At 31.8% G+C, this 24314-nt stretch carries 21 protein-coding genes; 10 read left to right on the forward strand and 11 right to left on the reverse strand.

Features of this window, described 5'->3' with window-relative positions:
* Positions 1-18 precede the first annotated feature (18 nt).
* Together rpsU and F0000_RS19255 are read right to left on the reverse strand one after the other, a co-directional pair.
* Positions 19-213 (reverse strand): 30S ribosomal protein S21, encoded by a 195-nt coding sequence (rpsU, locus tag F0000_RS19250; RefSeq protein WP_149626354.1) that lies wholly within the window; start codon positions 211-213, stop codon positions 19-21.
* An 85-nt stretch (positions 214-298) separates the two neighbouring features.
* Positions 299-1681: an alpha-amylase gene (locus F0000_RS19255; protein ID WP_149626355.1), complete on the reverse strand. Its 1383-nt coding sequence runs from the start codon at positions 1679-1681 to the stop codon at positions 299-301.
* A gap of 584 nt (positions 1682-2265) precedes the next feature.
* Here F0000_RS19255 and F0000_RS19260 point away from each other — a divergent pair.
* Complete coding sequence (locus tag F0000_RS19260; protein WP_149626356.1) at positions 2266-2949, forward strand: hypothetical protein; 684 nt, start codon at positions 2266-2268, stop codon at positions 2947-2949.
* A 911-nt stretch (positions 2950-3860) separates the two neighbouring features.
* On the opposite strand, the gene F0000_RS19265 is transcribed toward F0000_RS19260, so the two are convergent.
* The 9 genes from F0000_RS19265 to F0000_RS19305 form a co-directional block, all read right to left on the reverse strand.
* Positions 3861-5018 (reverse strand): acyl-CoA dehydrogenase family protein, encoded by a 1158-nt coding sequence (locus F0000_RS19265; protein WP_149626357.1) that lies wholly within the window; start codon positions 5016-5018, stop codon positions 3861-3863.
* A 123-nt stretch (positions 5019-5141) separates the two neighbouring features.
* Positions 5142-6017 carry a helix-hairpin-helix domain-containing protein gene (locus F0000_RS19270; RefSeq protein ID WP_149626358.1) on the reverse strand — a complete coding sequence of 292 codons (876 nt, stop codon included), beginning with the start codon at positions 6015-6017 and terminating at the stop codon, positions 5142-5144.
* A 15-nt stretch (positions 6018-6032) separates the two neighbouring features.
* Positions 6033-7634 (reverse strand): sodium:alanine symporter family protein, encoded by a 1602-nt coding sequence (locus tag F0000_RS19275; RefSeq protein ID WP_149626359.1) that lies wholly within the window; start codon positions 7632-7634, stop codon positions 6033-6035.
* A gap of 100 nt (positions 7635-7734) precedes the next feature.
* The gene (locus tag F0000_RS19280) at positions 7735-8802 is read right to left on the reverse strand and encodes a TrkA family potassium uptake protein (RefSeq protein ID WP_368668119.1); all 1068 of its coding nucleotides are present in this window, start codon (positions 8800-8802) and stop codon (positions 7735-7737) included.
* Positions 8745-8966, reverse strand: a complete 222-nt coding sequence (locus tag F0000_RS28345) for a PspC domain-containing protein (protein ID WP_149626361.1) — start codon at positions 8964-8966, stop codon at positions 8745-8747. Before F0000_RS28345 ends, F0000_RS19280 begins: the two co-directional genes overlap by 58 nt.
* A 32-nt stretch (positions 8967-8998) precedes the next feature.
* The gene (locus F0000_RS19290; RefSeq protein WP_149626362.1) at positions 8999-10279 is read right to left on the reverse strand and encodes a DUF2851 family protein; all 1281 of its coding nucleotides are present in this window, start codon (positions 10277-10279) and stop codon (positions 8999-9001) included.
* A 643-nt stretch (positions 10280-10922) separates the two neighbouring features.
* Entirely contained in the window at positions 10923-11903 is a 981-nt protein-coding gene (locus F0000_RS19295; RefSeq protein ID WP_188112188.1) for an AraC family transcriptional regulator, read from the reverse strand.
* 161 nt (positions 11904-12064) lie between these two features.
* A complete protein-coding gene (locus tag F0000_RS19300) occupies positions 12065-13426 on the reverse strand; it encodes a pyridoxal-phosphate dependent enzyme (protein ID WP_149626364.1) in 1362 nt (453 codons plus the stop codon).
* 88 nt (positions 13427-13514) lie between these two features.
* Positions 13515-14756, reverse strand: coding sequence for an ABC transporter permease (locus tag F0000_RS19305; RefSeq protein ID WP_149626365.1), 1242 nt, complete (start codon positions 14754-14756; stop codon positions 13515-13517).
* An 8-nt stretch (positions 14757-14764) separates the two neighbouring features.
* Between F0000_RS19305 and F0000_RS19310 the strand changes: the two genes are divergently transcribed.
* The 9 genes from F0000_RS19310 (at position 14765) to F0000_RS19345 (ending at position 24079) form a co-directional block, all read left to right on the forward strand.
* Complete coding sequence (locus tag F0000_RS19310) at positions 14765-16096, forward strand: exo-beta-N-acetylmuramidase NamZ domain-containing protein (protein WP_149626366.1); 1332 nt, start codon at positions 14765-14767, stop codon at positions 16094-16096.
* 50 nt (positions 16097-16146) lie between these two features.
* Positions 16147-18111 carry a histidine kinase gene (locus F0000_RS19315; RefSeq protein WP_149626367.1) on the forward strand — a complete coding sequence of 655 codons (1965 nt, stop codon included), beginning with the start codon at positions 16147-16149 and terminating at the stop codon, positions 18109-18111.
* A 312-nt stretch (positions 18112-18423) separates the two neighbouring features.
* Positions 18424-20574, forward strand: coding sequence for a tetratricopeptide repeat-containing sensor histidine kinase (locus F0000_RS19320; protein WP_149626368.1), 2151 nt, complete (start codon positions 18424-18426; stop codon positions 20572-20574).
* Positions 20564-21208, forward strand: a complete 645-nt coding sequence (locus tag F0000_RS19325) for a response regulator transcription factor (protein ID WP_149626369.1) — start codon at positions 20564-20566, stop codon at positions 21206-21208. The genes F0000_RS19320 and F0000_RS19325 overlap by 11 nt, the downstream gene beginning before the upstream one ends.
* 595 nt (positions 21209-21803) lie before the next feature.
* The gene (locus tag F0000_RS27855) at positions 21804-21959 is read left to right on the forward strand and encodes a hypothetical protein (RefSeq protein WP_188112189.1); all 156 of its coding nucleotides are present in this window, start codon (positions 21804-21806) and stop codon (positions 21957-21959) included.
* A gap of 178 nt (positions 21960-22137) precedes the next feature.
* On the forward strand, positions 22138-22491 hold the full coding sequence (locus F0000_RS19330; RefSeq protein ID WP_149626370.1) for a zinc-ribbon domain-containing protein: 354 nt from the start codon (positions 22138-22140) through the stop codon (positions 22489-22491).
* 22 nt (positions 22492-22513) lie between these two features.
* A complete protein-coding gene (locus tag F0000_RS19335; protein WP_149626371.1) occupies positions 22514-23200 on the forward strand; it encodes a LipL32 family surface lipoprotein in 687 nt (228 codons plus the stop codon).
* Between the two features lie 166 nt (positions 23201-23366).
* The gene (locus F0000_RS19340) at positions 23367-23582 is read left to right on the forward strand and encodes a hypothetical protein (protein WP_149626372.1); all 216 of its coding nucleotides are present in this window, start codon (positions 23367-23369) and stop codon (positions 23580-23582) included.
* Between the two features lie 89 nt (positions 23583-23671).
* Positions 23672-24079, forward strand: a complete 408-nt coding sequence (locus tag F0000_RS19345) for a hypothetical protein (RefSeq protein WP_149626373.1) — start codon at positions 23672-23674, stop codon at positions 24077-24079.
* Positions 24080-24314: the final 235 nt, after the last annotated feature.

Genomic DNA, 24314 nt, shown 5'->3' on the forward strand with positions numbered 1-24314 from the left:
GCAACGTTTCAACATTTTCTAAATTTCTTCCTGATCTCTTAAGTGCTGAATATATTGCGCTTTTTGAATCTGAGCTCTACGCTCCACAGAAGGCTTTAGAAACGCCTGACGCTTACGCAACTGACGCATTGTTCCTGTTCTGTCGAATTTACGCTTGAAACGCTTTAACGCTCTATCTATATTTTCTCCGTCTTTAACTGGTATAATTAACATAGCTGTACCTCCTTTCTTTAAAAATTAGAATGCAAATATAAGACAAAACTATTACTTGCAAAGCTTTCTTCAATAATATTTAATTTTATTTTAGAGACCAAACCGTATACCCCTTTGGAGGCGCTTCAATCTTTACCCACTTACCTTCTTGTGTACTAGGTTCCCAGCCCGAATTACCCGTATAATCCTTTATTTTTCTGGCAGACCAATTTGTGTAAACCCATCTTTCTTTCCAGAAATTAGAAATATTTATATACACAATAAGACCTGGCCTCCCTTCTACTCCGTTTCTCCTTGCCACATATTCATCGTTATCTGCCCACAACATACTTGTATTGCCACTTGCCAGATTATTATGAATCCAGATAAGATTGTTCATTTTACTTTTATTCAACCAATCTTCATAGTCCCTATAAAATATAGCAGGATACCCTTCATGGGTAAGGATATATGCGTATGCCAAGAGTTTATTCGTATAAATCTCGTTTGTATCATGATTTGTTACAAAAGTGACTGCTCTTAATGCATTTCTTTTCCATAGCATATCTCCGCTAAGAGCATTGAGATCATCACCCATAAAAGCATCTCTCATACTATAGTAGCAAGCAAAATCAAATGCTGACATTTGCGCTCTATCAGTCCAGACTTTTAAAGCATCTACATTCCTATCCCAATACTCACCTACGCCAAAGACACCAGTAGATTCCCGAAATTCTCTTGCCACCCATGGCTCAAAACCTTTTACATAATCAAATCTATACCCATCAAATTTCATTGTATCGATATAATACTTAGCTACAGAGTTATTTCGTTTCCATAACCAATCCTGTACATACGTTTTTTTATGACTCAGATCAGGAAAACCCCCAAAAACACCTATATCAGCATTATAACGGTCATTAGGGTGGAAATCATATTTAGTCCTGGCAAACATATTAGACAAAGGATCAAATTTTGTGTAGGTCTCTTTTCCAGCAAACTCATTAGGCTCAAGATCTCCACCACTATTATGATTAATCACAATATCTGCAATAACATTTATCCCGTTCTCATGAGCAGTACTTATCAAAGATTCTAATTCTGTTCTAGATCCAAACCTGGTTTCTACACTTCCTTTTTGATCATACTCTCCAAAATCATAATAATCATACAGATCATATCCCATAGAATACCTACCATTCTGAGCTTTACTGACTGGTGGTAGCCATATAGCATCTACACCCGCTTTATTCCAGGAATCAATCTTACTACTAACTACATCCCACCAAGTCCCTCCTGCGGGAACATCCCAATAAAACGCTTGCATTAGCACTCCAGAGCCCATAGGTTTACGGTTCGTTTTAACGACAACGTTTTGCTTAATCTTTGAAAACCCTGACTCAATTTCATTTGAAGTATCATCTTTACTACAGGATAGTACAACCCAAAACAGTATAAATAAAAAATATAGATATTTAGTACATTTCATAATATCAGCTTTATCAAAGCCCAAACAAGATAACAATTTAATCATCATACAAATGATCTAAGAATAACTAAAACACCTTTCTATTGATAAAAACTAAGATATCCGCACTCTTGTTTTAAACTGTAGATCGACAACCGCATTTACCGCATCTACAGTTAAATTAATGACTTTTATTATTTTAGATTTTTAAAAATGTACGATAACTTTCTTTTAAAACATTTGTATTCTGTCAAAAAAAATTAACTATTTTTTTACGCTATCTAACTTATTTTATTCAAACCCTCCAGTTGTCAATACTTTCAAGTAAGCTACTATTAATTGTTTAGTATCAAAATTTCCTGAAAACTCAACAAAAACAGTGTTTAAGTTAATTTAAAGGAATTAAATAGTACGTTTTCCACAAATAATTTGTAAAAAAAATGAAATATTCCTAATACAAATATTGATCAGGTACTTACAATCTATCAAATAAGATTAACATTCCCCCCCCTTTTCATATAGGGTATTCTAAAAGTTAACTGTTTATTATTTATGTAGCTACATTACAATTAAAACAAATTTTAATTCTTAAAACCAATATTAAAATGAAAAATCTTTTTAAAAATTCTTTCTCCGCTTTACTGCTTTTTGCAATGGTCTTAACTTCTTGTGAGAAAGAAGAGGCACTAAAAAATGATAATCAAATTATTTCAAGTATAGAATTTGAACACACAAGCCTTATTTACAAAGGAGAGAAATATACTAAAAATGAGGTTGAAAATAGTAAAAAACTGCAAGATTTAGCCGAAAAATCTGAATTCTTTTTTATTAATGAAACCGCAGATGAAAGCAAAAGTCTATCACAGTCAGATCTTTATATTTATGACACTCACAATGAGTATATTGAACACCAGAAAATATTGGAGAAAAAATTTAAGGCCGAAGACAAAGCGTATGAAGAAAAAATAGCTAATGACACAAAAAGAGGTAGAGGCAGCAGGATAGCAATTGAATTCTATGACCGTGTAAGATTACGTAATAGAATATACAGAAGAGTTGAAACCTTAGGTCGAGGAACATACCAGAGATATTATGGTAAACGTTTAAGATACAGAATAGAATCTGTAGCCTTTCGCTCAGGGGGAGCAACAACCCTTCTGAGACTTGCTATAAAAGGTAATAGACATTGGGACAGTTCTACTTGCTGTAGAATACTCAATTCAACACAGTCTCTGGGTAAGCTTAGGAATCAAAATGGTGATCAGTACAAACTTGTTGTTAGGAGATAGCTAATTAATCAATAATCAATTTACATTTTTTAGGATCATTGCCTAATTGTCCTGTTACTCATGTCATAAAGTGATACTTTGTTTACGCATAGTTTTACTTATACGATTTGTGATTAAAAAATTCGTATAAATTCATTGAATTATTTTTTCTTTATGCAAGGCAAAAAAATCAAGCATAGCTATAGCTACGGTTTATTTTTTAAACGAAGTAGAAAGGAAAAAGAAACGATGAATATGCGAAATTTTTAGTTATAAATCGTATTATTACTTACTCACCTTACGCACAAATATTTTTAAAAACAAACTTCCTCGATAAAAGCAAACGAGGTATTGATCTGAATTCTAACCCCTTTCGATGAAAACCTAAAGTTTTCAAACTTTCCTCTTCGTACGAGGCAAGCCGGGAATTAGACCCTAAGAGATTAAATATCATTGTTGATAAGATTCTATTTAGACGATTAGAAATACATTAACATCAAACCTAATTGAGATCTGTTTGATATTATCTAAACCCAATTTGATACTTGAAACCACGATAATTGTTAATTTTTCAAGAAAAAAAAGGCGTATCAACAGGTTTTTTTGTTAAAACGAGGAAAAAACTTATCCAATTGCCTAAGGTGGGTTACTTAATTAATCATCCCCGACAATTTAATAATAAAATTCGCCATTCTTTGATCTTATCAATGTTTTCGAATATTTAAAGTCTGGAAAACCTTTTTAGTCTCGTGAAAAGGAGACAAACACTAAAGCACCTGTAATCAGCGTAATAAAACTCATTCTTCTCCTTAAAATTGATAGGTTTTGAAAAAAAACGGGGGATAACTAATTACTTATTAATCACTTAGTTTTATGGGTAATTCTGCACTATTGATTCAGTTAGAAGCTCTAAAATTTCGATTAGAAATTTTTTAAGTAGCTGCCTTATATTCTTTTTTATCGATTACCATTTTAGCGATTACTTCTCTAAGGATTTCAGAAGTACCCCCTCCAATTGGACCAAGTCTGCTATCTCTAAAAAGTCTGGCCAACGGATATTCTTCCATATACCCATATCCTCCTAAAAGCTGAAGGCATTTATAGATAGCTTCATCTGCAATCTTTGTAGATAATAGCTTAGACATACTAGCTTCTTTTACTACATATTGACCATCATTTAGCTTTTTTGCAACAGAATAATTGAATTCTTTACACATCTCTAATTCACTTACCATATCTGCTACCGTATGTCTTAATGCCTGAAACTTATCTATCGTCCTGCCAAAAGCTTCTCTTTCACCCATATATTTGATAACGTAGTCAATTGCATACTCCGTTCTTGCATGTGCATTCACACCCATAATTAATCTTTCTAATGCAAAATGCTGCATGATATATGAAAATCCTTTGTTTTCTTCACCCATTAAATTCTCTGATGAAATTCTAACATTGTCAAAAGCTATCTCGCCGGTATCAGAAGCTTTCCAGCCTAACTTATCGAGCTTGGTTGCAGAAACACCTGGCATTTCTCTATCTACCATAAAAATACTGATCCCTTTATTTCCTAATTCGGGAGCTGTTTTTGCGGCAACAATCAGATAATCACTGTATACACCATTAGTAATAAACGTTTTGGAACCATTCAAAACATAGAAATCTCCATCCTTGATGGCTGTCGTTCTCATACCAGCTACATCAGAACCTCCAAACGGCTCTGAGATACATAGACATCCTATCATTTCTCCAGAAATACTTGCTCTCAGATACTTATCTTTTATAGCGTGATCTCCTTCTTTATTTACATGAGTCATCGCAAGGTAGACATGTGCCCACATTGCCGCAGCAAAACCTCCAGAATTAATTTTTTGTAATTCTTCCAGAAAAATAATTGTATAAAAAAGATCCAGATCCATACCTCCATATTCTTCTGGATATGCAATCCCAAAATAGCCCATTTCTCCGAACTTTTTCCAGATAAAACGATCAATAGTTCCTGTTTTTTCCCACTTTTCTATATGTGGAACCACTTCTTTTTGTAAAAAATATTTAAGGCTTTCCCTAAACAATTCGTGTTCTTCTGTAAAATACATACTGTTCTTAATGATAACTTTAAGTTTTTATAGCTAACATATCACTATGAGAAAAAACACATTAAAATCTACTTCTTTTCAGATTTCAATATTATTAAAATTTATAGTGATTTTTTTAATTTTTTATTCTAATCCCAAATATAATGCTATTCTATCTATTTTTTCTAAATAAAAACCTTCTATTTCTCCTAATTCTTCAAAATCAGAAATACTTCCATTTTCTTTAATAAAATCTCGAATTTCTAAGGCAGTTTCAAAATCAAAATAAGGAACCTCCATCAATTCTTTTACGGTGGCGGTATTGATATTAATTTTCTGAACATTTTTATTGGTTTTAACCGTGTAAAGTGATAAAATTTTATTTCGCTGACTTTCATAAAGCCCCAAAACATCTTTGAGCTGAAGATCACTAACAAAGCCTCCCAGACTTTCTTTATATCTTACGATCCTATCGGCAATAAAATCTGGCACTCCTATCTTTTCCTGTAATGTTTCTGTGCTGATGGTGTTAAGATCTTCTTTCTCAGCATACGACTTTATTGTAATTTTATTTTTTTGATACGTTTTTTTTGTTTTAGAGTGCTGTATCCAATCAGGAAATGTAAACAAAGGAGAGATTACTACTAACAAAGAATCCGAAACTCCGGTTACTTTTTTAAAGTCTGAAACAGAATTTATCCATTTATTTTGTTCTCTATATTGATGTAATTTATCCAGTTCGTTCGCAGACATACCTAAAAGATACCCTTTATAATCACTTATAAAATTTGGGTTAAACGGTCTAAGTTTATATGCTTTCTCTTTGGTTAATAAGGATACATTTTTTAAAGAATCTACCTGAATTTGAAATTCTGACAGCTCGTTAAAATTATCAGGATCTTTTCCTGTTACCAGATAGATATAAAACGATATCATCACTATAAAAATTAGTATTGCTAAAATAAGAATCCCATTCCTGAAACGTGTGTGCATCTCGAAATGGGATTTTATAGTATTCATAGCTGACAGTATAATCTAATTCTTAGCTGTTTTTATGGCATCAAAATATCGTATCAATTGTTTCTTAACTACTGGAAACAAGAAAAACAAACCAACCATATTAGGAAATACCATCGCAAAAATCATTGCATCAGAAAATGCCCATATAGACCCCATACTTGCAGCAGCACCAATAACAATAAAGGTTAAAAACAGTAGTTTATAAACCAAATCAGCGGTTTTACCTCTCCCAAACAGATATTTCCAGGATTGCAGACCGTAATAAGACCAGGAGATCATGGTGGACACTGCAAATAACACCACAGCAATCGTTAAGAAAACATTAGAATATGGAATAAACTTACCAAAAGCCTGAGCAGTTATACCAGCACCTTCATACGACACTCCGTCTATTAATACAGCTCCGCTTCCGTCTCCTCCATACGTAAAAGCACCTCCCGAATTAAAAATAATAATCACCAGAGCAGTCATTGTACAAATCACAACAGTATCAATAAATGGTTCTAATAAGGCTACTAACCCCTCACTTGCAGAATATTTAGTTTTTACGGCAGCATGCGCAATAGATGCAGAACCCGCTCCTGCTTCATTAGAGAATGCTGCTCTCTTAAATCCTATTAATAATACTCCAATAACACTCCCTACTCCAAAAGCTGTAGGATTAAAAGCTTCTTTAAAAATAAGACCAATTGCATCATCTATCAAGGAAAAATTACTAAAAATAATATAAAGACAGGCTAAAATATACATAACAGCCATCAAAGGAACTACTTTTTCTGTTACAGAAGCAATACGCTTAATACCACCAATAATAATAATCCCAACAAGAACTGCAAGTACAATACCTATAATCGTTCCTGCTCCGGCACTTTCTAATCCGAACATTTCTTTTAGTACAATGGTAGCCTGATTAGATTGAGCTGCATTTCCTCCTCCAAAAGACCCTCCAATACAAAAAATTGCAAATAAAACCGCAGCTACTTTTCCAAGAACTGTGAAACCTTTCTCCTTGAGACCTTTGCTCAAATAGTACATGGGACCTCCATACACAGTTCCATCTTCTCCCACATCTCTATATTGCACTCCTAATGTACATTCTACAAACTTGGTAGACATTCCCAGCAACCCACAAATAATCATCCAGAAGGTTGCACCTGGTCCTCCCAGTGCAATTGCAAGCGCTACTCCTGCTATATTACCATTTCCTACAGTTCCGGAAACTGCCGTTGCCAGTGCCTGGAAATGAGAAACTTCTCCATCTTTACTTTCATCTCGTATGGTATCTGGAATATCTCCGTCTACAGCAGCAGCAGGATCTCCCAAACTATGATCCTCTACATCATCATACTTACCTCTCACTACATTAATGGCTTTTCCAAAATATCTAATATTAGGAAAACCAAAATATAATGTAAAAAACAAAGCGCTCAATACTAACAATATAATAACGAATGGTGCTCCTTTATATACCTCAAAGAAAATCACTTTGGAAAAAAAATCTGAAACCGGTTTAAAAGCTTCATCAATTTTTTGATCCAGACCTTTTTCTATAGTCTCTTGAGCAAATGTTACAAGCGGAGTTATCAGTACTAAAAGCGAAAGAAGAATTCTCTTCATGATATGTGAGTTAATTAAAATTTAGTTGTTTAAGATTCGGGCAAGATCCTAAAAAAAACCATTGTTTACAATTTTTTAATGGTTAAATGTTTGATAATTGCTAAATATCAAATTCTTTATTTAATAGATTTACTTGCTCTGGTCTTCCTAAAACTACGATCTTAGAACCTGGCATTAAAACCGTATCAGCTTCGGGATTCACAATATACTCTCCATCAGGAGATTTATACCCAATTATAGTACAGCCCGTTCTCGATCTCATATCTATAGTAAGAATTGTTCTTTCCTTCTGATCATCAAACAAATCTTCAAATGATATTTCTTCAATATTGATTGATTTTTTTCCTACAATAGAGAGATTATCTAAAAATTCGATCAAATCAGGAACGACTACTAATGATGCCATATGATCTCCACCAATTCGATCCGGCATAATAACATTATCTGCTCCTGCTAATCGTATTTTTTTATAAGAAGCATCCTGAGAAGCTCTACTTATTATTTTCAGATCATTATTAATTTGTCTCGATGACAATACTATAAACAAATTATCAGCATCTTCTGGGAGTGTGCAAATTAAACAAGAGGCTTTCTTGATACCTGCTCCTATCAGCACATCGTCTTCGGTAGCATTTCCTTCCTGAAACAATAGTTTTTCACTTTGATATCGCTCTATAACACTTTTGTCTTTTTCAACAATTATAAAGGACTTATCATATGCCAATAGTTTATCAGCAGCTTGCTTTCCGTTACGCCCATATCCAACGATTATAATATGATTTTCCAATTTAAATATCATCTTTTGTATTTTTCTGTATTGTACTTTCTGAGGATCACTTTTATTTACAATATATTCTGTGATGATTGATATCGAATACGCAAAGATAACCACGTTTGCGGCTATTAAAAATACGGTAAATAATTTTGCAGAATCATCGAGAGGTTCTACTTCGCCAAAACCTACGGTAGACATGGTAATAACAGTCATATACAATGCATCAATCCAGGAATAATCGGAAAAAAAACGAAAGCCAAATACGCCTACAGTAATAACACCTATTAGTAGTACCAAAGCCAGATATATCTTAGAACTAAACCATTTTAACATACTTACAAATCGAATACTGAGGTTCTTTTGGTATACACTAAATCTTTTAATTTTAGCCAAAAAGCAAAGGTGAGATACATAACAAAGCCTAAACCTGCAGTAGCAAAGGTGATATATATAAAAAACAGGCGCACATTTTTTGCCCGCATACCCAATCTATCTGATAATCTACTGGATACATAAAATCCATTTCGTTCTAAAAAATGTCTTAGATTGTAAAGCATAATGCAAAATAAATATATTATTCCAGACTATACTATCTATCCAATAAATAATTCCCTATAGCACATTTCAAACAAGCTTTTTTATCACAATATTTATTTTTTAATTGTATCATAGCTTGTGAATGCACTGAATCTTCAATGGCAACACCCAAGTCAGAAAAACGTTTAATAATAGTATTTTTTTCTGGTGGTAACTGTGACATTAATGTCAAAACTTCATTTTCAGGATTTTTACCTAGGTTTTTTGTGTACAAAAATTTTATTGGGATCACTGTATTTATTAGCAATAAATGAATAAATGACTTTGTTAAACTCTTGCGTTTATATGGCGATTCTTTCTCAAAGGTATAATGATTTTTCCAAAAATCACTCGTTTCAATAGCAAACAAATCATAAAAATCATCTAATTCGCTTCTATTAATGATCTCATTGAATAGTTGTTTCCTTTTAAAATAAAGGTTTGCCAATTGAGACAACCTAATTGTTGGAAAATTAGGTGGGCGAAGTCTAAAAAACTGAAAAGGGATAACGCCCTGATTATCGAATTTGTATTTATTCTTCAGGAAATCAAATTCATTTTTAAGCTGCAAACTATAAGGGTGGTCAATCGTTTCTTCTTTTAGCAAACCCGCTTGTCCAAAAAATAAAGACTCCAGCTGACCCAGGTTATTACTACATTTTCTGACAATTGAAAAATCAAAAGAATTTACCAGACTGAGAAAAGCTCCTTTGTTCACATTTAATCCAAAGTTTTTTGCCAATAATTTAAAAAGCACTGCTTCCCAATCATTAGAAGAATCTACCAACATTTCTTTTATAATGATAGACTTTTCTTCTAAACGTTCTAAATATAATCTTTCTTGCCAATTGGCAATTACAAAACCTGATACTTGTGGCAATTGATTTTTACATTGAATCCAATTCTTAGTATTTGATTGAACTAGCTCTTTATATTGAGTTATAATTGTGTTATCCACATATTCTTTGAGCTGTAATGCAGGTATTGCTGTATTATCTTTTCTAAATATTTCTATATCATCATCCCACACAACATGCAATATCACGTTATCATATAATGGATCAGTTTCATGATGATGCGCATACCAATCACTTGATTTAATATGGATTTCTACATTTCCTGCCCATTTCTGATCATTTATCATTAACTGAGCATTAAAAAAATCGGGGCCAGCATTGGACTGATTATGGTTGCCAATTTTTTTCAGCACTATTTCTTCTTCATTTGTAGTTTTCAGATCTGAAAAATTAAACTTTTTATATTTCCATAAATAATGGAGAAAATCTTCATTCATAACCGATACAGTATAATTAATATAATAGTAGCAACTATTCTGAACTTGAGAAATAAAAGTTGCTTTTTGATTTAATGAAGTAAAGTAATAAAAATATTGTAATCTCAATAAGTTGGATCTCTTTTAATTAACTCTTTCTTTAGTAAACAAGCTATGTTTTATCGTTTACAAGATCTATTACTAAAAAAATATCGAACTATGACAGTGATTTTTTTACACTTTCTAATCTTAATTCATTAAATAAAACTGCATCTTTCACTTGACCCTTGAGGATAACGCCAACCATAAACTGTGCTGAACTGTTATTTTTAGACTAAGAAAAAACTGTTTCTTATAAACAAACGCAACTCAGTATTGGTATGAGTAGAGATCTAAAACCAAAAACACACCAAAAATGCAGTTTTACGTACAAATTCTAAAAAAAAGTTCAAAAAATAACAAAAATGTACTATTGGTAATATTTTATGTATTAATGGAAATATTTACTCTGCGATCATTTCTTTTCTTTGTATCAACAAAAGGGAAATAATACTCTAAAGATATAAAGATTACAAAACCCTATGCTTAGTTGAGTTTGTGTTAGGTTATAAATGGTTATCATATTGATAACCATTTATATTTTATAGTGTTTCCTAATCAAAAACTAGATATTGATATCCGGATATAAGTCAAATCTATTAAAAAATGCTTTTCTAAATTTTGATGAATTAGAATAATTAAGATTATCCATTACTTCTTTTACAGACAATCCTTCGGTAAAAATCATGTTATAAGAGCTCTCCAGCTTTTTATTATTAAAAAATTCTAATGGAGTCTTATTATGAATTTCTTTAAACATATTGAAGAAATTAGTACGACTCATATGCGCCATAGAGGCTAATCTATCCACCCCGACAAATGGTTCGTGAAGATTACTTTCCAGATAACTGCTTACTTTATATATATTGCCAACTTGAGCACTATTAATATTAAATGGATTACTTGCCGTATCCCACATTAAAACGTCTTTCCAAAATGTCTCTAACAGTCGGATACCTCTGGCAATAAAAAATAAATAATTCTCTACTTTATTAAAATTCGGATTCACAATCTGGTCAAAAAGAATCGATTGTTTGTAGGATAAATAAAATTTATTTATATCCTGATGAGAATACCGGATATAGCTATCTACTTTCTCGGCCATATCACTACTCTTTATAAAATAAGGTTTTGTATATTCACTTTTTAGCACAATCATAATTGATTTTACATCTGCCCCTTTTGTAATATATACCCTTTCTCCTTGTTGAGCATCCATACATCTCATATTTCCTGGTGTATAATTCTCAGAATATGAACTTACAATTTCGTTTTCTTTAATCTGATGATCCAGGGCATATTTTCTAAAATGTAAAATAATGTCTTTTTCAGCAATAGGTTTTCTTATATACTCTATATCCACGTGAGCTCTATAGTTATTAATAAAAAGAAAAACCTCTGGAGATATTTTGTAATAGCAAAGAAACCCCTCTCCTATTTCGGGAGGAAAATAAATACGGTCTGAAGTACCATTAGGATCTAATTGAAATTTAAAATAACTTCTTAGTACATCTATATCAGAAAAGTCAAAAGAATATTTTTTCATACGCATTAGGTTTTATTAGACCTATCCCTTTACAGATTGTTTTTCCACACAAAGGTTGTGTAAAAACATCAATAATCAAGATATAAATATAAAAAGAACCCCTTTATTAGTATCAAAAACCAATAGAGGGGGAATATATATCTGTTATAAATATAAATAATTTATTTTATATGGCTAATAACGTCATATTTAGTGATAATATGATATTGCTCATTGTCCAAAGCAACGAGTACAGCAGAATTTCCTTTTTTTATTAGTTTTGAGATTTCATCTAATGATGTATTTGCCTTTACAACAGGAAAAGCAGCATTCATAATCTCGCGAATTGGTGTATTATCCATATTCTTATCATCAAGAAAAGCTGTAAATAAGGCACTTTCATCAATTGACCCTACAAAACCTTCACTATCCACAACAGGTATTTGTGAAATCTGAAACTTTCGCATCCGCTCAATTGCATGAGAAACCAATTCTTCTGTTTTTACAGTAATTAAAGGTTTTTCGATATGATCTTTTATCAAGTCGACTGCGGTAGATACTTCTTCTTCCAGAAAGCCTCTTTCTCTCATCCAATCATCATTAAACATTTTACCTACATATCTACTCCCGTGATCATGAAACAGCACCACCACTACATCATCTTTAGAAAAGTGCTCTTTTAACTGCAGCAATCCCTTAATAGCTGCTCCCGCACTGTTACCCAGAAACATTCCTTCTTCCTTTGCCAGTTTCTGAGTATAGATAGCAGCATCTTTATCCGTTACCTTTGTAAATCCATCTATAATAGAAAAATCTACATTAGCTGGCAGAATATCCTCTCCAATACCTTCTGTAATGTATGAGTACACTTCATTTTCGTCAAAAACTCCTGTCTCGTGATATTTTTTAAAAACCGATCCATAGGTATCAATTCCCCATATTTTGATTTCAGGATTTTTTTCTTTCAAATATTTCCCTACTCCAGAAATAGTCCCTCCGGTTCCTACACCTACTATAAAATGAGTAACTTTTCCTTGCGTCTGTTCCCATATTTCTGGTCCAGTACTTTCATAATGTGCTTTCGCATTTGAAGGGTTATCATACTGATTTACATACCATGAATTTGGAGTCTCTTCTGATAGTCTTTTAGAAACCGAATAGTACGATCTGGGATCATCCGGCTCTACATTAGTAGGACAAACTAGTACTTTGGCACCTACAGCTCTAAGGATATCCATTTTTTCTTTAGACTGCTTGTCTGCCATTACACAAATCAACTTATACCCTTTTACAATCGCAACTAGAGCAAGCCCCATTCCCGTATTACCTGATGTACCTTCGATGATTGTTCCGCCTGGTTTTAACCTGCCATCTGCCTCAGCATCTTCGATCATTTTTAACGCCATACGATCTTTTACAGAATTTCCCGGGTTAAAAGTCTCGTATTTTGCCAACACTAATGCATCCACTTCTTTTACCAGGGTATTCATTTTGACCATAGGTGTATTTCCTATAGTTTCTAATATATTATTTGCGTAGTTCACAGACTTCTATTTTTAATATAATCTCTTTACGAGTGTTTATCCGAAAGGCGTAAAGATACAAATAGAAAATCCATATCTTCATCTTATATTACTGAAATCGGATAGCTTTTGATGGTGAAATTTTAGCAACAACATACGAAGGTATCAGTAGCATTATGAGACACAATAACATTGTTCCTATATTAAGCGTGAAAATATACCCCACATGGATATAGACCGGTGCAGTACTCACATAATACGTTGCGGGGTTTAGTCCAATAATTCCGTAATACTTTTGTGCAAAAAGAAGTCCTATCCCTATAACATTACCAAAAAAAAGACCAACTAGAATTAAGTATCCCGCATTATACAAAAATACTTTCCTAATACTCCAATCGCTAGTCCCCAAAGATTTAAGAATACCAATCATCTGTGTTCTTTCTAATATCAACACCAATAAGGCCGTGATCATGTTAATCCCTGCTACCAATATAATAATTGCTATAATCCCAATGATATTTAAATCAAAAAGTTTTAACCATTCAAATGTGCTGCCATATTTCAGTGTAATGGTCTGTGCTTCCATAGTAGAGGGAATACTGTTATATATTTCTCTTCCTTTGGTATCGATTTCTTTAAAATCATCTATAAAAACTTCAAACCCTCCAACTTCATCATTTTTCCATTTATTCATCTTCTGGATATGCCTGATATCCGCAAATATAATTTTCTCATCAAATTCCTGAAAACCTGAATCATAAATCCCTACAATCTCAAATGGTCTGATATTAGCCGGAGACTTAATGGTAGCACTCTTTTTAAGAAAAAAAGTAATGGCTTTATCTCCCAGACCTAGTCCTAAACGGTTAGCTGTATATGTCGAAATTAATACTTGCTTATTTTTAGGGTCTGTAAAATCCGGTAATTCTCCTTCTACCAAAAAATCTTTAACATATTTCCAATCATAATCTTCTCCAACTCCCTTTACAATAATACCCTCAAAATCTGTTTGGGTTCTGATCACTCCCCATTTTGTAGCGACTCCCTGGATATGTGTTATTCCATCTACATCTTCAAACTTTGGATAGAAGTGCTGTTCTTTCTTTATGGGTATTAAAGATTCTATACTATTGTTGTTATCATAGCTAGAAATTAGCACATGTCCATTAAAGGCTGCAACTTTTTCTCTTATTTTACGTTGTAATCCTACGCCGGTAGCAACTGTAATCAGCATCATGATAACACCAATGGCGATTGCCAAAATCGCAATTTTTATGATAGCCGATGATATGCTACTTTTATGTTCCTTACCTTTGATAAGGCGTTTGGCAATAAAATATTCGAAATTCAACGTTAATTATGGTTTTTATCAGATCTGCATTCAAAAATACGTTTTTATTCTTTTTTATGATGCTTATTTCTTGTGGAAGCGCAACAAAAATATCATCTCAGACTTCTGCTACTGAACAGAACGTTATAATAACTAAAAAACATGTGCCTCCAGAAAGGCAAAAAACTGATTCTCTCGCAGTACCAAAACCTATTATTGTAGGTGCCAATCAAACAGAAATATACCTCCCTATTTTGCAGAACAAAAAGGTAGCTATTGTCGGAAATCAGACTTCAGTTATTTTTAAATACCCAAATATAGGCCCTCTTCTGGGCGAGGTATCTTCATCAAACCTGGAGCAATATATTCACCTTGTAGATTCATTAATATCCAATGGGATTACAATCCAGAAAGTTTTTGCACCAGAACACGGTTTTAGAGGTAAAGCCGATGCCGGAGAATTGGTATCAAACGGAAAAGATATTAAAACAGGATTACCTATAATCTCTTTATATGGCATTAACAAAAAACCATCTGCAGAAAATCTTTCTGATGTAGACATTGTAGTTTTTGATATACAAGATGTAGGAGCTAGATTTTATACATATATTTCTACCTTACATTATGTAATGCAAGCTTGTGCAGAAAATGATATACCTGTTCTTATACTGGACAGACCTAATCCTAATGCTCATTATATTGATGGCCCTATATTAGAGTCTGCTCATGCAAGTTTTGTTGGAGTACACCCAATCCCTCTAGTTCACGGCATGACAATTGGAGAGTATGCAAAAATGGTGAACGGAGAAGGTTGGTTGGGAAATAGCTTGAAATGTAAAATCCAAATTATACCCGTACAAAACTATACGCATCAGACATTCTATAGCCTTCCGATACGCCCCTCTCCTAATTTGCCTAATGACAAATCAATCAACTTATATCCTAGTCTTGGATTTTTTGAAGGAACTACTATTAATGCAGGTCGTGGAACTGAGATGCAATTTCAAATATTTGGCTCTCCTGATTTCCCTCTTGAGTATTATGATTTTGCTTATACTCCACAACCTAATTTTGGAGCAAAATACCCTAAACATAAGGGAGAAGTATGTTATGGTAAGGATTTAAGGAAAACTAAGCATTTAAATCGCATCAATCTTCAATGGCTGTTAGATGCTTATACTAATTCTAAAAACAAAGAACGCTTTTTTAATACAAAATCATTTACTATTCACGCTGGCACAAAAAAACTTCAACAACAGATACAACAAGGATATACTGCCAGAGAAATCCGAAAAACCTGGTTAAAAGATTTAGACAAATTTAAACTGATAAGAGCTCAATATCTACTTTACCCTGAATAGATAAAACTTCTTACGAAGTATTACTTTGACAAAAAACTCTCTAAATCTATATGAAGACCAACCATATAAGAACATTTATTTATTTCATTGTATGTATCCCTTTTTTTAGTCATGCACAGACAAAAGAGAATACACTATATCCTCATGCAGATTCCCTGGAACTGGAATTACATGAAAAAACTACTGTGGATAAAGCTTATGCTTTAATGAATAATTCAAAAACGGAAGAGAGCTATAAAATAACACATCGCCTAATTACTACATTAAAAACCAGCAGGTCAAAATCCAGTTTATGCCTGCTATTGGCAAATTATCATCTCAGACACGGGTTGATTGATTCTACAGCATATTACACCAATAAAGCCCTGAAATATAATGAGCATATAAACAAGTCATTGACCAGAGAGCAACATTTATCATTAGCATACGGGCTATTAGGAGTCATCAATTATAGTAAAGGGCTATTTGATGAAAGTAAAAGATGGTATCTAAAAGGTATTGAATTATCTCAAAACTTTAAAGACACTCGATATTATTATCAAAACTTAGATGGTCTTGCTCATGTTTATGAAAAAAAAGGGGATTATAAAAATGCCATAAAATTATTCAAAGAATTAATCAAAAACTCCGATAACCGTATTTTAATATCTGATTATTATGCAAGTATCAAAAAAGCATATCATCAATTAAATAACCATGATTCACTTAACACAGCAAGCGGTCTTTTTCCAGATGAAAATGAGGCAACAGAATGCCCCGAAACACAAAAAAGATTAGCCAACGAATATCAAAAACTTGGTCATCACGACAAAGCCATCTCCCTTTATCAAAACGCTATTGAGAATGCTAAGAAAAACAAATCAAATGGTGTATTAATTTCTGCATATTTAGGAATGGGCGCAGCGCTCATTAAATTGGGAAAAACAGAAGAAGCTAAACCTTTTTTTTCTTCGAGCTTACAAGAAGCAAAAGACCAAGGTTCTTTTGGTGTACAAATAGAAATTTATGAAGGGCTTGAAGAAATTGCCATACAAGAAAAAAACTATAAAGAAGCTCACTATCTCGCCCTACAACGATACAAAATCAAAGACTCAGTTGCTTCTTTACAAAAAAGCAAAGAAATCAATGAATTAGAAATAAAATATAATACGCTTGAAAAAGAAAAAGAAATAAATAAACAGCAATCAATTACAAAAATCGTGATTATTTCCTTCATTATAATTTTAATTCCAATAATCGGATTGCTTGTCTTATATTATCAAAAACATAAAACGCATAATGAATTAAATAAAAAACAAGAAGAAATAAACCAGGAAAAAATCTCATCCCTGATGAAAGATCAGGAATTAAAAGTTATTAAGGCATCTATAGATAGTCAGGATAGAGAAAGGAAACGTATTGCTCAGGAATTACACGATAGTATTGGTGCAAATCTAGCTGCCGTAAAACTACAGATCAGTGGTATAATTACGAATACGCAACAAGAAAAAATAAAAATGATGAACCTCTTACTAGATGAAACCTATCAACAAGTAAGAAATTTATCTCATAACCTTATACCCAAAAAATTTAGTAAAAATAGATTTTGCGATGTCTTAGATGAATATTGTAATAATATTGGTGCAGCCAGTAATCTTTCTATAGCTTTTAGACCTTTTCCTAGAAAAAAAATCGATACTTTAGAAGCGAATTTACAAGTTGAAACCTTTAAAATCATACAAGAACTCATCACCAATACTATTAAACATGCAAAGGCTTCTTCTATAGAAATTCAGTTCAACCTAATCAAAAACGAACTGAATATTTTATTTGAAGATAATGGCATCGGTTTTAATACACAGAATATTATCAATGGCATTGGTTTTGAGAACATAAAAAGTAGGTTGCAAAAAATATCCGGATCTTTTTTTATAGATTCAAGAATTAACAGAGGCACGATTATAACTGTAGAAATTCCTCTAGTAACTAACAGTGAACTATTGAATGAAGATTTTTTTGATAAAAAAATCTTTTAGTATTTTACTCTGATACTGAAATGGATTAAACTTTTTTGACTCTGGCGAAAAATAGTAAACTATAAAAACGCCGGAGTTTACACCATTTCTGGTTTTAAAATACTTCAAATAAAAAGCAGTCATTTTTTGTTTATATAAAAAAGAAGACATAGCTATAGCCTTAACTACGGCTTCTTTTCCTTTTGAAACATCAACGAAAAAAGAGTGAATTTTAGTAGGCAATTTTAAATCAGAAATAGCATTATAGTTCTGATAAAAAGATCCCCCTGTTTTCAGGGATATCAGAATATACTGAAATTAATACCTTTGGTTATGCTTAAATCATTACAGCCAATCATTTTACACGTTTTACTATTACTACCTTTTGTACTAGTAGCACAAGCTAATGATAATAACATCCCCGCTTTCACAAAAATAAGTGCTTTACAAGCAAAAGAAAAAGAACTGATTTCCAAGGCTTTTAAAGTTCTTAATAGTAATGATGATAAAAAAGTAGCAAAAATTGCTCATAATTTATTGAAAACTGTAAAAACAGAATATGCAAAGTTTAATGCTAATCTATTATTAGCATATTATTACAAAAACAGAACACTTATAGATTCATCTAATTTTTATGTAAGAAAGTCATTACAACACCAAAGACATGGAAATGACTCTTTAAAAACCAGAGGGAAGATCTTAGCATACAACATCTTAGCAATCAATTACAAAAACAAAGGATTACTTGAAGAAAGTAAAAAATGGCATTTAAAAGGGATCGCCGAAACGGATGAATATAAAGAAACAGATCTTTATTATAAACATACCCATGGTCTCGCCAGAACCTACGCTGATTTGGGTGATTATGCTCAAGCTCTCAAGCTTTTTGAAGAATGCTTGACATATAAAGGCGACCCAGAAATTATTTATGGCAGTTATATCAATATATCAAGTATTCATTCACTCCTAAAAGATTATGGAACATCTAATAAATATTTAAAGAAAGCAAGTCAATTACTTAAAGAAGATAGCTATAAAGCTCAGGCATTGGCCGTAATTACTCTCAATTTAGGAATGAATTATCAGGAAATGGGTGAATATGAAAAAGCTATTACACATTATAAACAAGCAGAAAAAATAGCTGACGATCATGAGTTACAGCAAATAGCATTAATTACTCGAAATAATTTAGGAGACATCCTTACTCTTATGGGAAATTACAAAGATGCAGAATTAATACTCTCTTTAGCCCTATATAATGCCATAGAACTTGGATTATTATCTAACCAAATGACTATTTATGAAAACCTTAAAGATATTGCTATAAAGAGAAAAGATTATAAAACTGCACTTTCTTTTGTTACCAAATATTTCAATGTAAAAGATTCTATTAATCTTCTTCAAAAAGATGAAGAAATCAATGAGTTGGAAATAAAATTCCAAACCTTACAAAAAGAAAAAGAAATAAAACTGTTGCAGGCAATAAACTCCAATCGAAAACTTGAACTAAGAAACCAGGAAGAATCTATAAAGAACCTTGTTTTACAGCAAGAAATCGAAAAAAAAGAAAATGAAAACAACCTCCTGGAGATTAAAAACACAACAGAAAAGATACAAAGTGAAAATATCATTCTAAAAAAGGATGGTGAGATTTTACATGCAGAAACCATGAGACAAAAAAGTATTAAAAATATTATGTTGTATTCTTTTTTGATTCTTCTCATTCCTGTAATTGGTTTACTTATTATTTATTACCAAAAATTACAAACACAAAGCGAGCTAAATAAAAAACAAAAGGAAATCAGTCAAGAAAAAATAACATCAATTATAAAAGACCAGGAACTCAAAGTAATCAAAGCATCTATAAAAGGACAAGACAAAGAAAGAAAACGTATTGCTCAGGAATTACACGATAGTATTGGAGGGAATCTGGCTGCCATAAAAATTCAGTTAAATAATCCAATTAACAAAAACGAAAATTATTTAAAAACGATCAATACTCAGATTGATGACACATATGAACAAGTAAGAAACCTATCTCATAATTTAATCCCTAAAAAGTTTAGTAAAAATAATTTTTGTGATGTATTAGAGGAATATATTAGTAATATAGGGGGTGCAAGTAGTTTGACCACATCTTTTATTGTATATCCCAGAAAAGAAATCGATTTTTTGGAAGAGAATCTGCAAATAGAAATTTTTAAAATCATTCAGGAATTGATTACCAATACGATCAAACATGCAAAAGCTACGTCTATAGAACTTCAAATTAATTTGGTTGATGACATAGTGAGTATCTTGTTTGAAGATAATGGAGTAGGATTTGACGCATCCGAAAATTCAGATGGAATAGGATTTAGAAACATAAAAAGTAGACTCCATACTATTTCCGGAATCCTTTATATTGATTCCAGAATAAAAAGAGGAACTATTATCAATATAGAAATACCTAACCTAGTAATTACAAATACACATGAAGTATAATTTAATCATCGCAGATGATCATAAGATGTTTTTGGATGGATTATTAAGCATTCTTAATTCAGAAAAAGACTATAATATTCTATTGACTGCCAAAAACGGAAAGCATATTACTAAATATTTAGAAATAAATCCTAAGGAGAAAATTGACCTCATCATTACCGATATTACCATGCCAGAAATGGATGGCATTACACTCAATAAAATTGTTAAAAAAAGAAATAGTATTATCAAGACTCTTGTAGTAAGTATGCATAATAATCCAGAGATGATTGACAACCTCATTGAACATGATGTAGACGGATATGTGCCAAAAAATGCAGAAAAAGAAGAGTTGCTTAAAGCAATTCAAACCATATTAAAGGGGAAAAAATATTTTTCAAGGGAGATCAAAGATATTTATATTGAAAACAAATTTTCAAAAAAGAAAGAGGAAGAGGTACGATTAACACAAAGAGAGATCGATGTTATAACGCTTATTGCAGAAGAGTTTACTACTCAAGAAATCGCTGATCAATTATTTTTAAGTAAACATACTATAGAGAGTTACAGAAAAAACCTTATCGCAAAACTTAATGTTAGAAACCTTGCCGGATTAACTAAATATGCTTTGAAAATGAAATACATAAAACATTGAATTTGAGTAAAAAACTCTTTATCAGTATTGTTATATCATCTAATTTTGAAAACAATCTTTGGTAATAAATTTTTGTATCCATTATATCATTTCTGGGGTAAACAAAAAAGATGATTAAGGTATTGTATTAGCTACAGCTTCTTTTATTTTGATGAACAAACGAAAAAGAACACGTTTTAATAGTTAGTTTTAAATCAAAAATGGCATTCATTATATAGTAGTAAAGACATATTGAGTTTTTCTCTACCCTATACAAAAAGGTATGTTACTGTGTTGCTATTAAAACATATATTAAATAAATTTATTTTGTTGATTTATGACAAATATTTTATTGTTTGTATACGTCTGTAAGTATACTAATATCTAAACCCCTCAAAACAGTATTCATATTCATAAAATTAAGTAACAGATAACATTTACCACTAAAACCAGTATTTCATGTAATTCGTACCCCCAGTTTTCAGGGTGCTTATTTTCACCAGAAAAGGTGTTTCTTACAGTATAGGTATCTCTCATCTTTGTACTGTATTTTTTTAGACAAACAAGATATTACGATAGCAAACGAACTGCTAGTTTAATACAAAGTATTTACATCATGAGTTGGGGAATATCATTAATCGTAGTAAGCATTTTAGCAGTACCTGGATTTATGATAGGTTTTGGACTGATCAACAAATTTTTCCTGTCCAAAAATGAATCCACAAAGGAAACAACAAATAAAATAAAGGAAAAACTAGGTTCTTTGGATTGATAATAGGTAGTTGAATGATTACAGCATTATTTTTATTTTTTAAATATACAAGACACCCACTATGTTAGTTAGTTGAGTAATGAAGGGAGAGAAGAAAATGTAATTGCCATAAATATACTTCTCTCCCTTCATTATTAAACTACCTAAAATTGACTATAAATTAATGTACTAATTCGCCATGATCATATTTGGAACAAGTTCTTCTGCTATTCCTCCAGAAAAATTAAATGGAGGGTATTGTCCATATTGTAAGGCAGAAAATAAAATGTGGATACAAGGATATAGAAAGTACTTTCATATATTCTGGATTCCTTTCTTGCCACTATGGAAAAAAGTTTATTCTGTATGTAGCCATTGCAAAGGAGTTTTTGAGAAACAAGAATTCCAATGCCAGAAATTGATAATTAGTTTCGAAAATATAGAGCATAATAAAACTAAAGTTTTATGGTATCATTTTACGGGGATAATTATAGTAACGGTGCTACTAATTCTGATTTTTATTACTCCTTTTTTTACAAAATCAAATATTTAAAATAAAGCAAATCAAACATATTATGAAAACAACGTTTTTAACTCTATTGGTCATCATTACTTTGGGGAATACATCCACTACACAGGCTCAGAAATTAAAAAAGTTTAAAAGTACCATCACAAAAAAGATAGGGCCAAAAAAAATCAACATTCCATATTTACATATGACATCCTATCTGGAATATACTGATGATAACAATATAGGTGAACTAGTGGATGATTTAAGAACCTATTCTACTTACATATGGATACCCGTTGCTACCACCGAGATCGGAGTTAGAATGTTGTCTCCTGTTGGAAAAAATAAAATAAAAAATGCTATTATTTCTGAAATTTATACCAAAAACTCCAAATCTATGGGTAGTCTAGATGTGTTTTTAAGATTTGAAAGATCAGATATAAAGAACCCTGAAGATATCTCAGAACTTACTATAAAAAATGCTAACTGGCAAGAAATATATCCAAGCGGAAGTAGTCTGGATGAGGATAATTATAATATAGGAAATATTGAAGTTGCCAGATATTTAACAGACACACAAAAACCTTTAGAGGCTTTGACCAGAGGACTGTACAAAGTGAGCTTTCGGACATACAACCACGAAGGAACAAAGGGAACATTTTTGGGACAAATAGGGTTTCCTGTAAAAATACCAGGAGTTATAATAGCTAGAACAATTGAAGATCTAAAAAGGGGATTAGAATCTAAGTAACTGGTTATTATATTAAGTGACCCAAAAGTAGTCTGAATCCCATAATATATTTAGAGTGTATCCTTGGCGAAATTGGGTCATTTTTATAATTTATTTATCAATATCTAAAAACCTAATTATTATAAATAAAAAAACAAAAGAATCATTACTGTAATCAATATTAACGATGCCAAATAACCTCCTACTAACCATAGTATGTATTCAACTATCTCATAGTCAACACGCAGATCCTGAAAAAGAAGTACAAAAATTGTTGGCATTAGGAAAAGATTATATCGTCACATTGGCCTTAGAAGAAATAACGCAAGAAGGAGCGCCCAAAATAAAAGCTAGTGATTTTCATTATATAAAGGCCTTCTCACTAATCATCAGAAAATCATAATTAATTTTGGATATAATGTCATCTATCTTCCTCAGAAAAGTAATTTTTATACAGAAATCACTATAGAACTACCATCACGATCAATTTCAATGAATAGTACCTCTAACGGAGGAGAAGAAAGTACTTTTTATCAAATCACACCAGAAAATCTCAAGACTATAAAATCTCTTTTGAATAGTAATAATAACAACTGGGATATTCTGAAAAAAGGTTTTGAATCGCCAGTAGTTACGACCATCTATGAAAAAGAAGATCATTATCTGGTAGATACATCATCTAGAGATCCTTATAAAGGAGGAGGGTTTTCTCAAGAAGAAATACACAAAGAAACCAGAGAAATTCTTTCTACCTTAATCCTACTTTGTCATCTTAGAAAAAGAGGGCAAAATATTTTGGTAAATGATAGTAAACGCCTTATTTTAGCAGGGCAAACTCAAGCTTTGTTAATTTTGTTAAATTATGATCTATTTAATTTAGTATCATGTCCTTACATTTAGGACTTTTATCAAATAGTCTTGATCCCAAGCTCAGGGCAAACTCATACTTTTCGAGTTGATTTTTTGGGTATTTTTTTGTATTAAAAGACTTGATTTTAAGTTAGTCAATAGTGATTTTTTAGTCAAATGGAAGATCCTAGAAGCCATATAAACCAACTTCACAATTTTATTGACTCCTTCTTATCGGAATAATTTCAGTAATTTGTGGAGCAGAAACTTGGAAACAAATGGTAGG

Source organism: Aquimarina sp. RZ0 (genome assembly GCF_008370685.1).
GTDB lineage: Bacteria > Bacteroidota > Bacteroidia > Flavobacteriales > Flavobacteriaceae > Aquimarina.

What these genes read in the sequence shown, in the direction of transcription:
- F0000_RS19325 (WP_149626369.1), top strand. Translation starts at nt 20,564, where the DNA reads ATGAAGTATAATTTAATCATCGCAGATGATCATAAGATGTTTTTGGAT.
- F0000_RS19310 (WP_149626366.1), top strand. Translation starts at nt 14,765, where the DNA reads ATGGTTTTTATCAGATCTGCATTCAAAAATACGTTTTTATTCTTTTTT.
- F0000_RS19340 (WP_149626372.1), top strand. Translation starts at nt 23,367, where the DNA reads ATGCCAAATAACCTCCTACTAACCATAGTATGTATTCAACTATCTCAT.
- F0000_RS19315 (WP_149626367.1), top strand. Translation starts at nt 16,147, where the DNA reads ATGAAGACCAACCATATAAGAACATTTATTTATTTCATTGTATGTATC.
- F0000_RS19295 (WP_188112188.1), bottom strand. Translation starts at nt 11,903, where the DNA reads ATGAAAAAATATTCTTTTGACTTTTCTGATATAGATGTACTAAGAAGT.
- F0000_RS19265 (WP_149626357.1), bottom strand. Translation starts at nt 5,018, where the DNA reads ATGTATTTTACAGAAGAACACGAATTGTTTAGGGAAAGCCTTAAATAT.
- F0000_RS19255 (WP_149626355.1), bottom strand. Translation starts at nt 1,681, where the DNA reads ATGAAATGTACTAAATATCTATATTTTTTATTTATACTGTTTTGGGTT.
- F0000_RS28345 (WP_149626361.1), bottom strand. Translation starts at nt 8,966, where the DNA reads ATGCTTTACAATCTAAGACATTTTTTAGAACGAAATGGATTTTATGTA.
- F0000_RS19330 (WP_149626370.1), top strand. Translation starts at nt 22,138, where the DNA reads ATGATCATATTTGGAACAAGTTCTTCTGCTATTCCTCCAGAAAAATTA.
- F0000_RS19290 (WP_149626362.1), bottom strand. Translation starts at nt 10,279, where the DNA reads ATGAATGAAGATTTTCTCCATTATTTATGGAAATATAAAAAGTTTAAT.
- rpsU (WP_149626354.1), bottom strand. Translation starts at nt 213, where the DNA reads ATGTTAATTATACCAGTTAAAGACGGAGAAAATATAGATAGAGCGTTA.
- F0000_RS19345 (WP_149626373.1), top strand. Translation starts at nt 23,672, where the DNA reads ATGAATAGTACCTCTAACGGAGGAGAAGAAAGTACTTTTTATCAAATC.
- F0000_RS27855 (WP_188112189.1), top strand. Translation starts at nt 21,804, where the DNA reads ATGAGTTGGGGAATATCATTAATCGTAGTAAGCATTTTAGCAGTACCT.
- F0000_RS19275 (WP_149626359.1), bottom strand. Translation starts at nt 7,634, where the DNA reads ATGAAGAGAATTCTTCTTTCGCTTTTAGTACTGATAACTCCGCTTGTA.
- F0000_RS19270 (WP_149626358.1), bottom strand. Translation starts at nt 6,017, where the DNA reads ATGAATACTATAAAATCCCATTTCGAGATGCACACACGTTTCAGGAAT.
- F0000_RS19335 (WP_149626371.1), top strand. Translation starts at nt 22,514, where the DNA reads ATGAAAACAACGTTTTTAACTCTATTGGTCATCATTACTTTGGGGAAT.
- F0000_RS19320 (WP_149626368.1), top strand. Translation starts at nt 18,424, where the DNA reads ATGCTTAAATCATTACAGCCAATCATTTTACACGTTTTACTATTACTA.
- F0000_RS19260 (WP_149626356.1), top strand. Translation starts at nt 2,266, where the DNA reads ATGAAAAATCTTTTTAAAAATTCTTTCTCCGCTTTACTGCTTTTTGCA.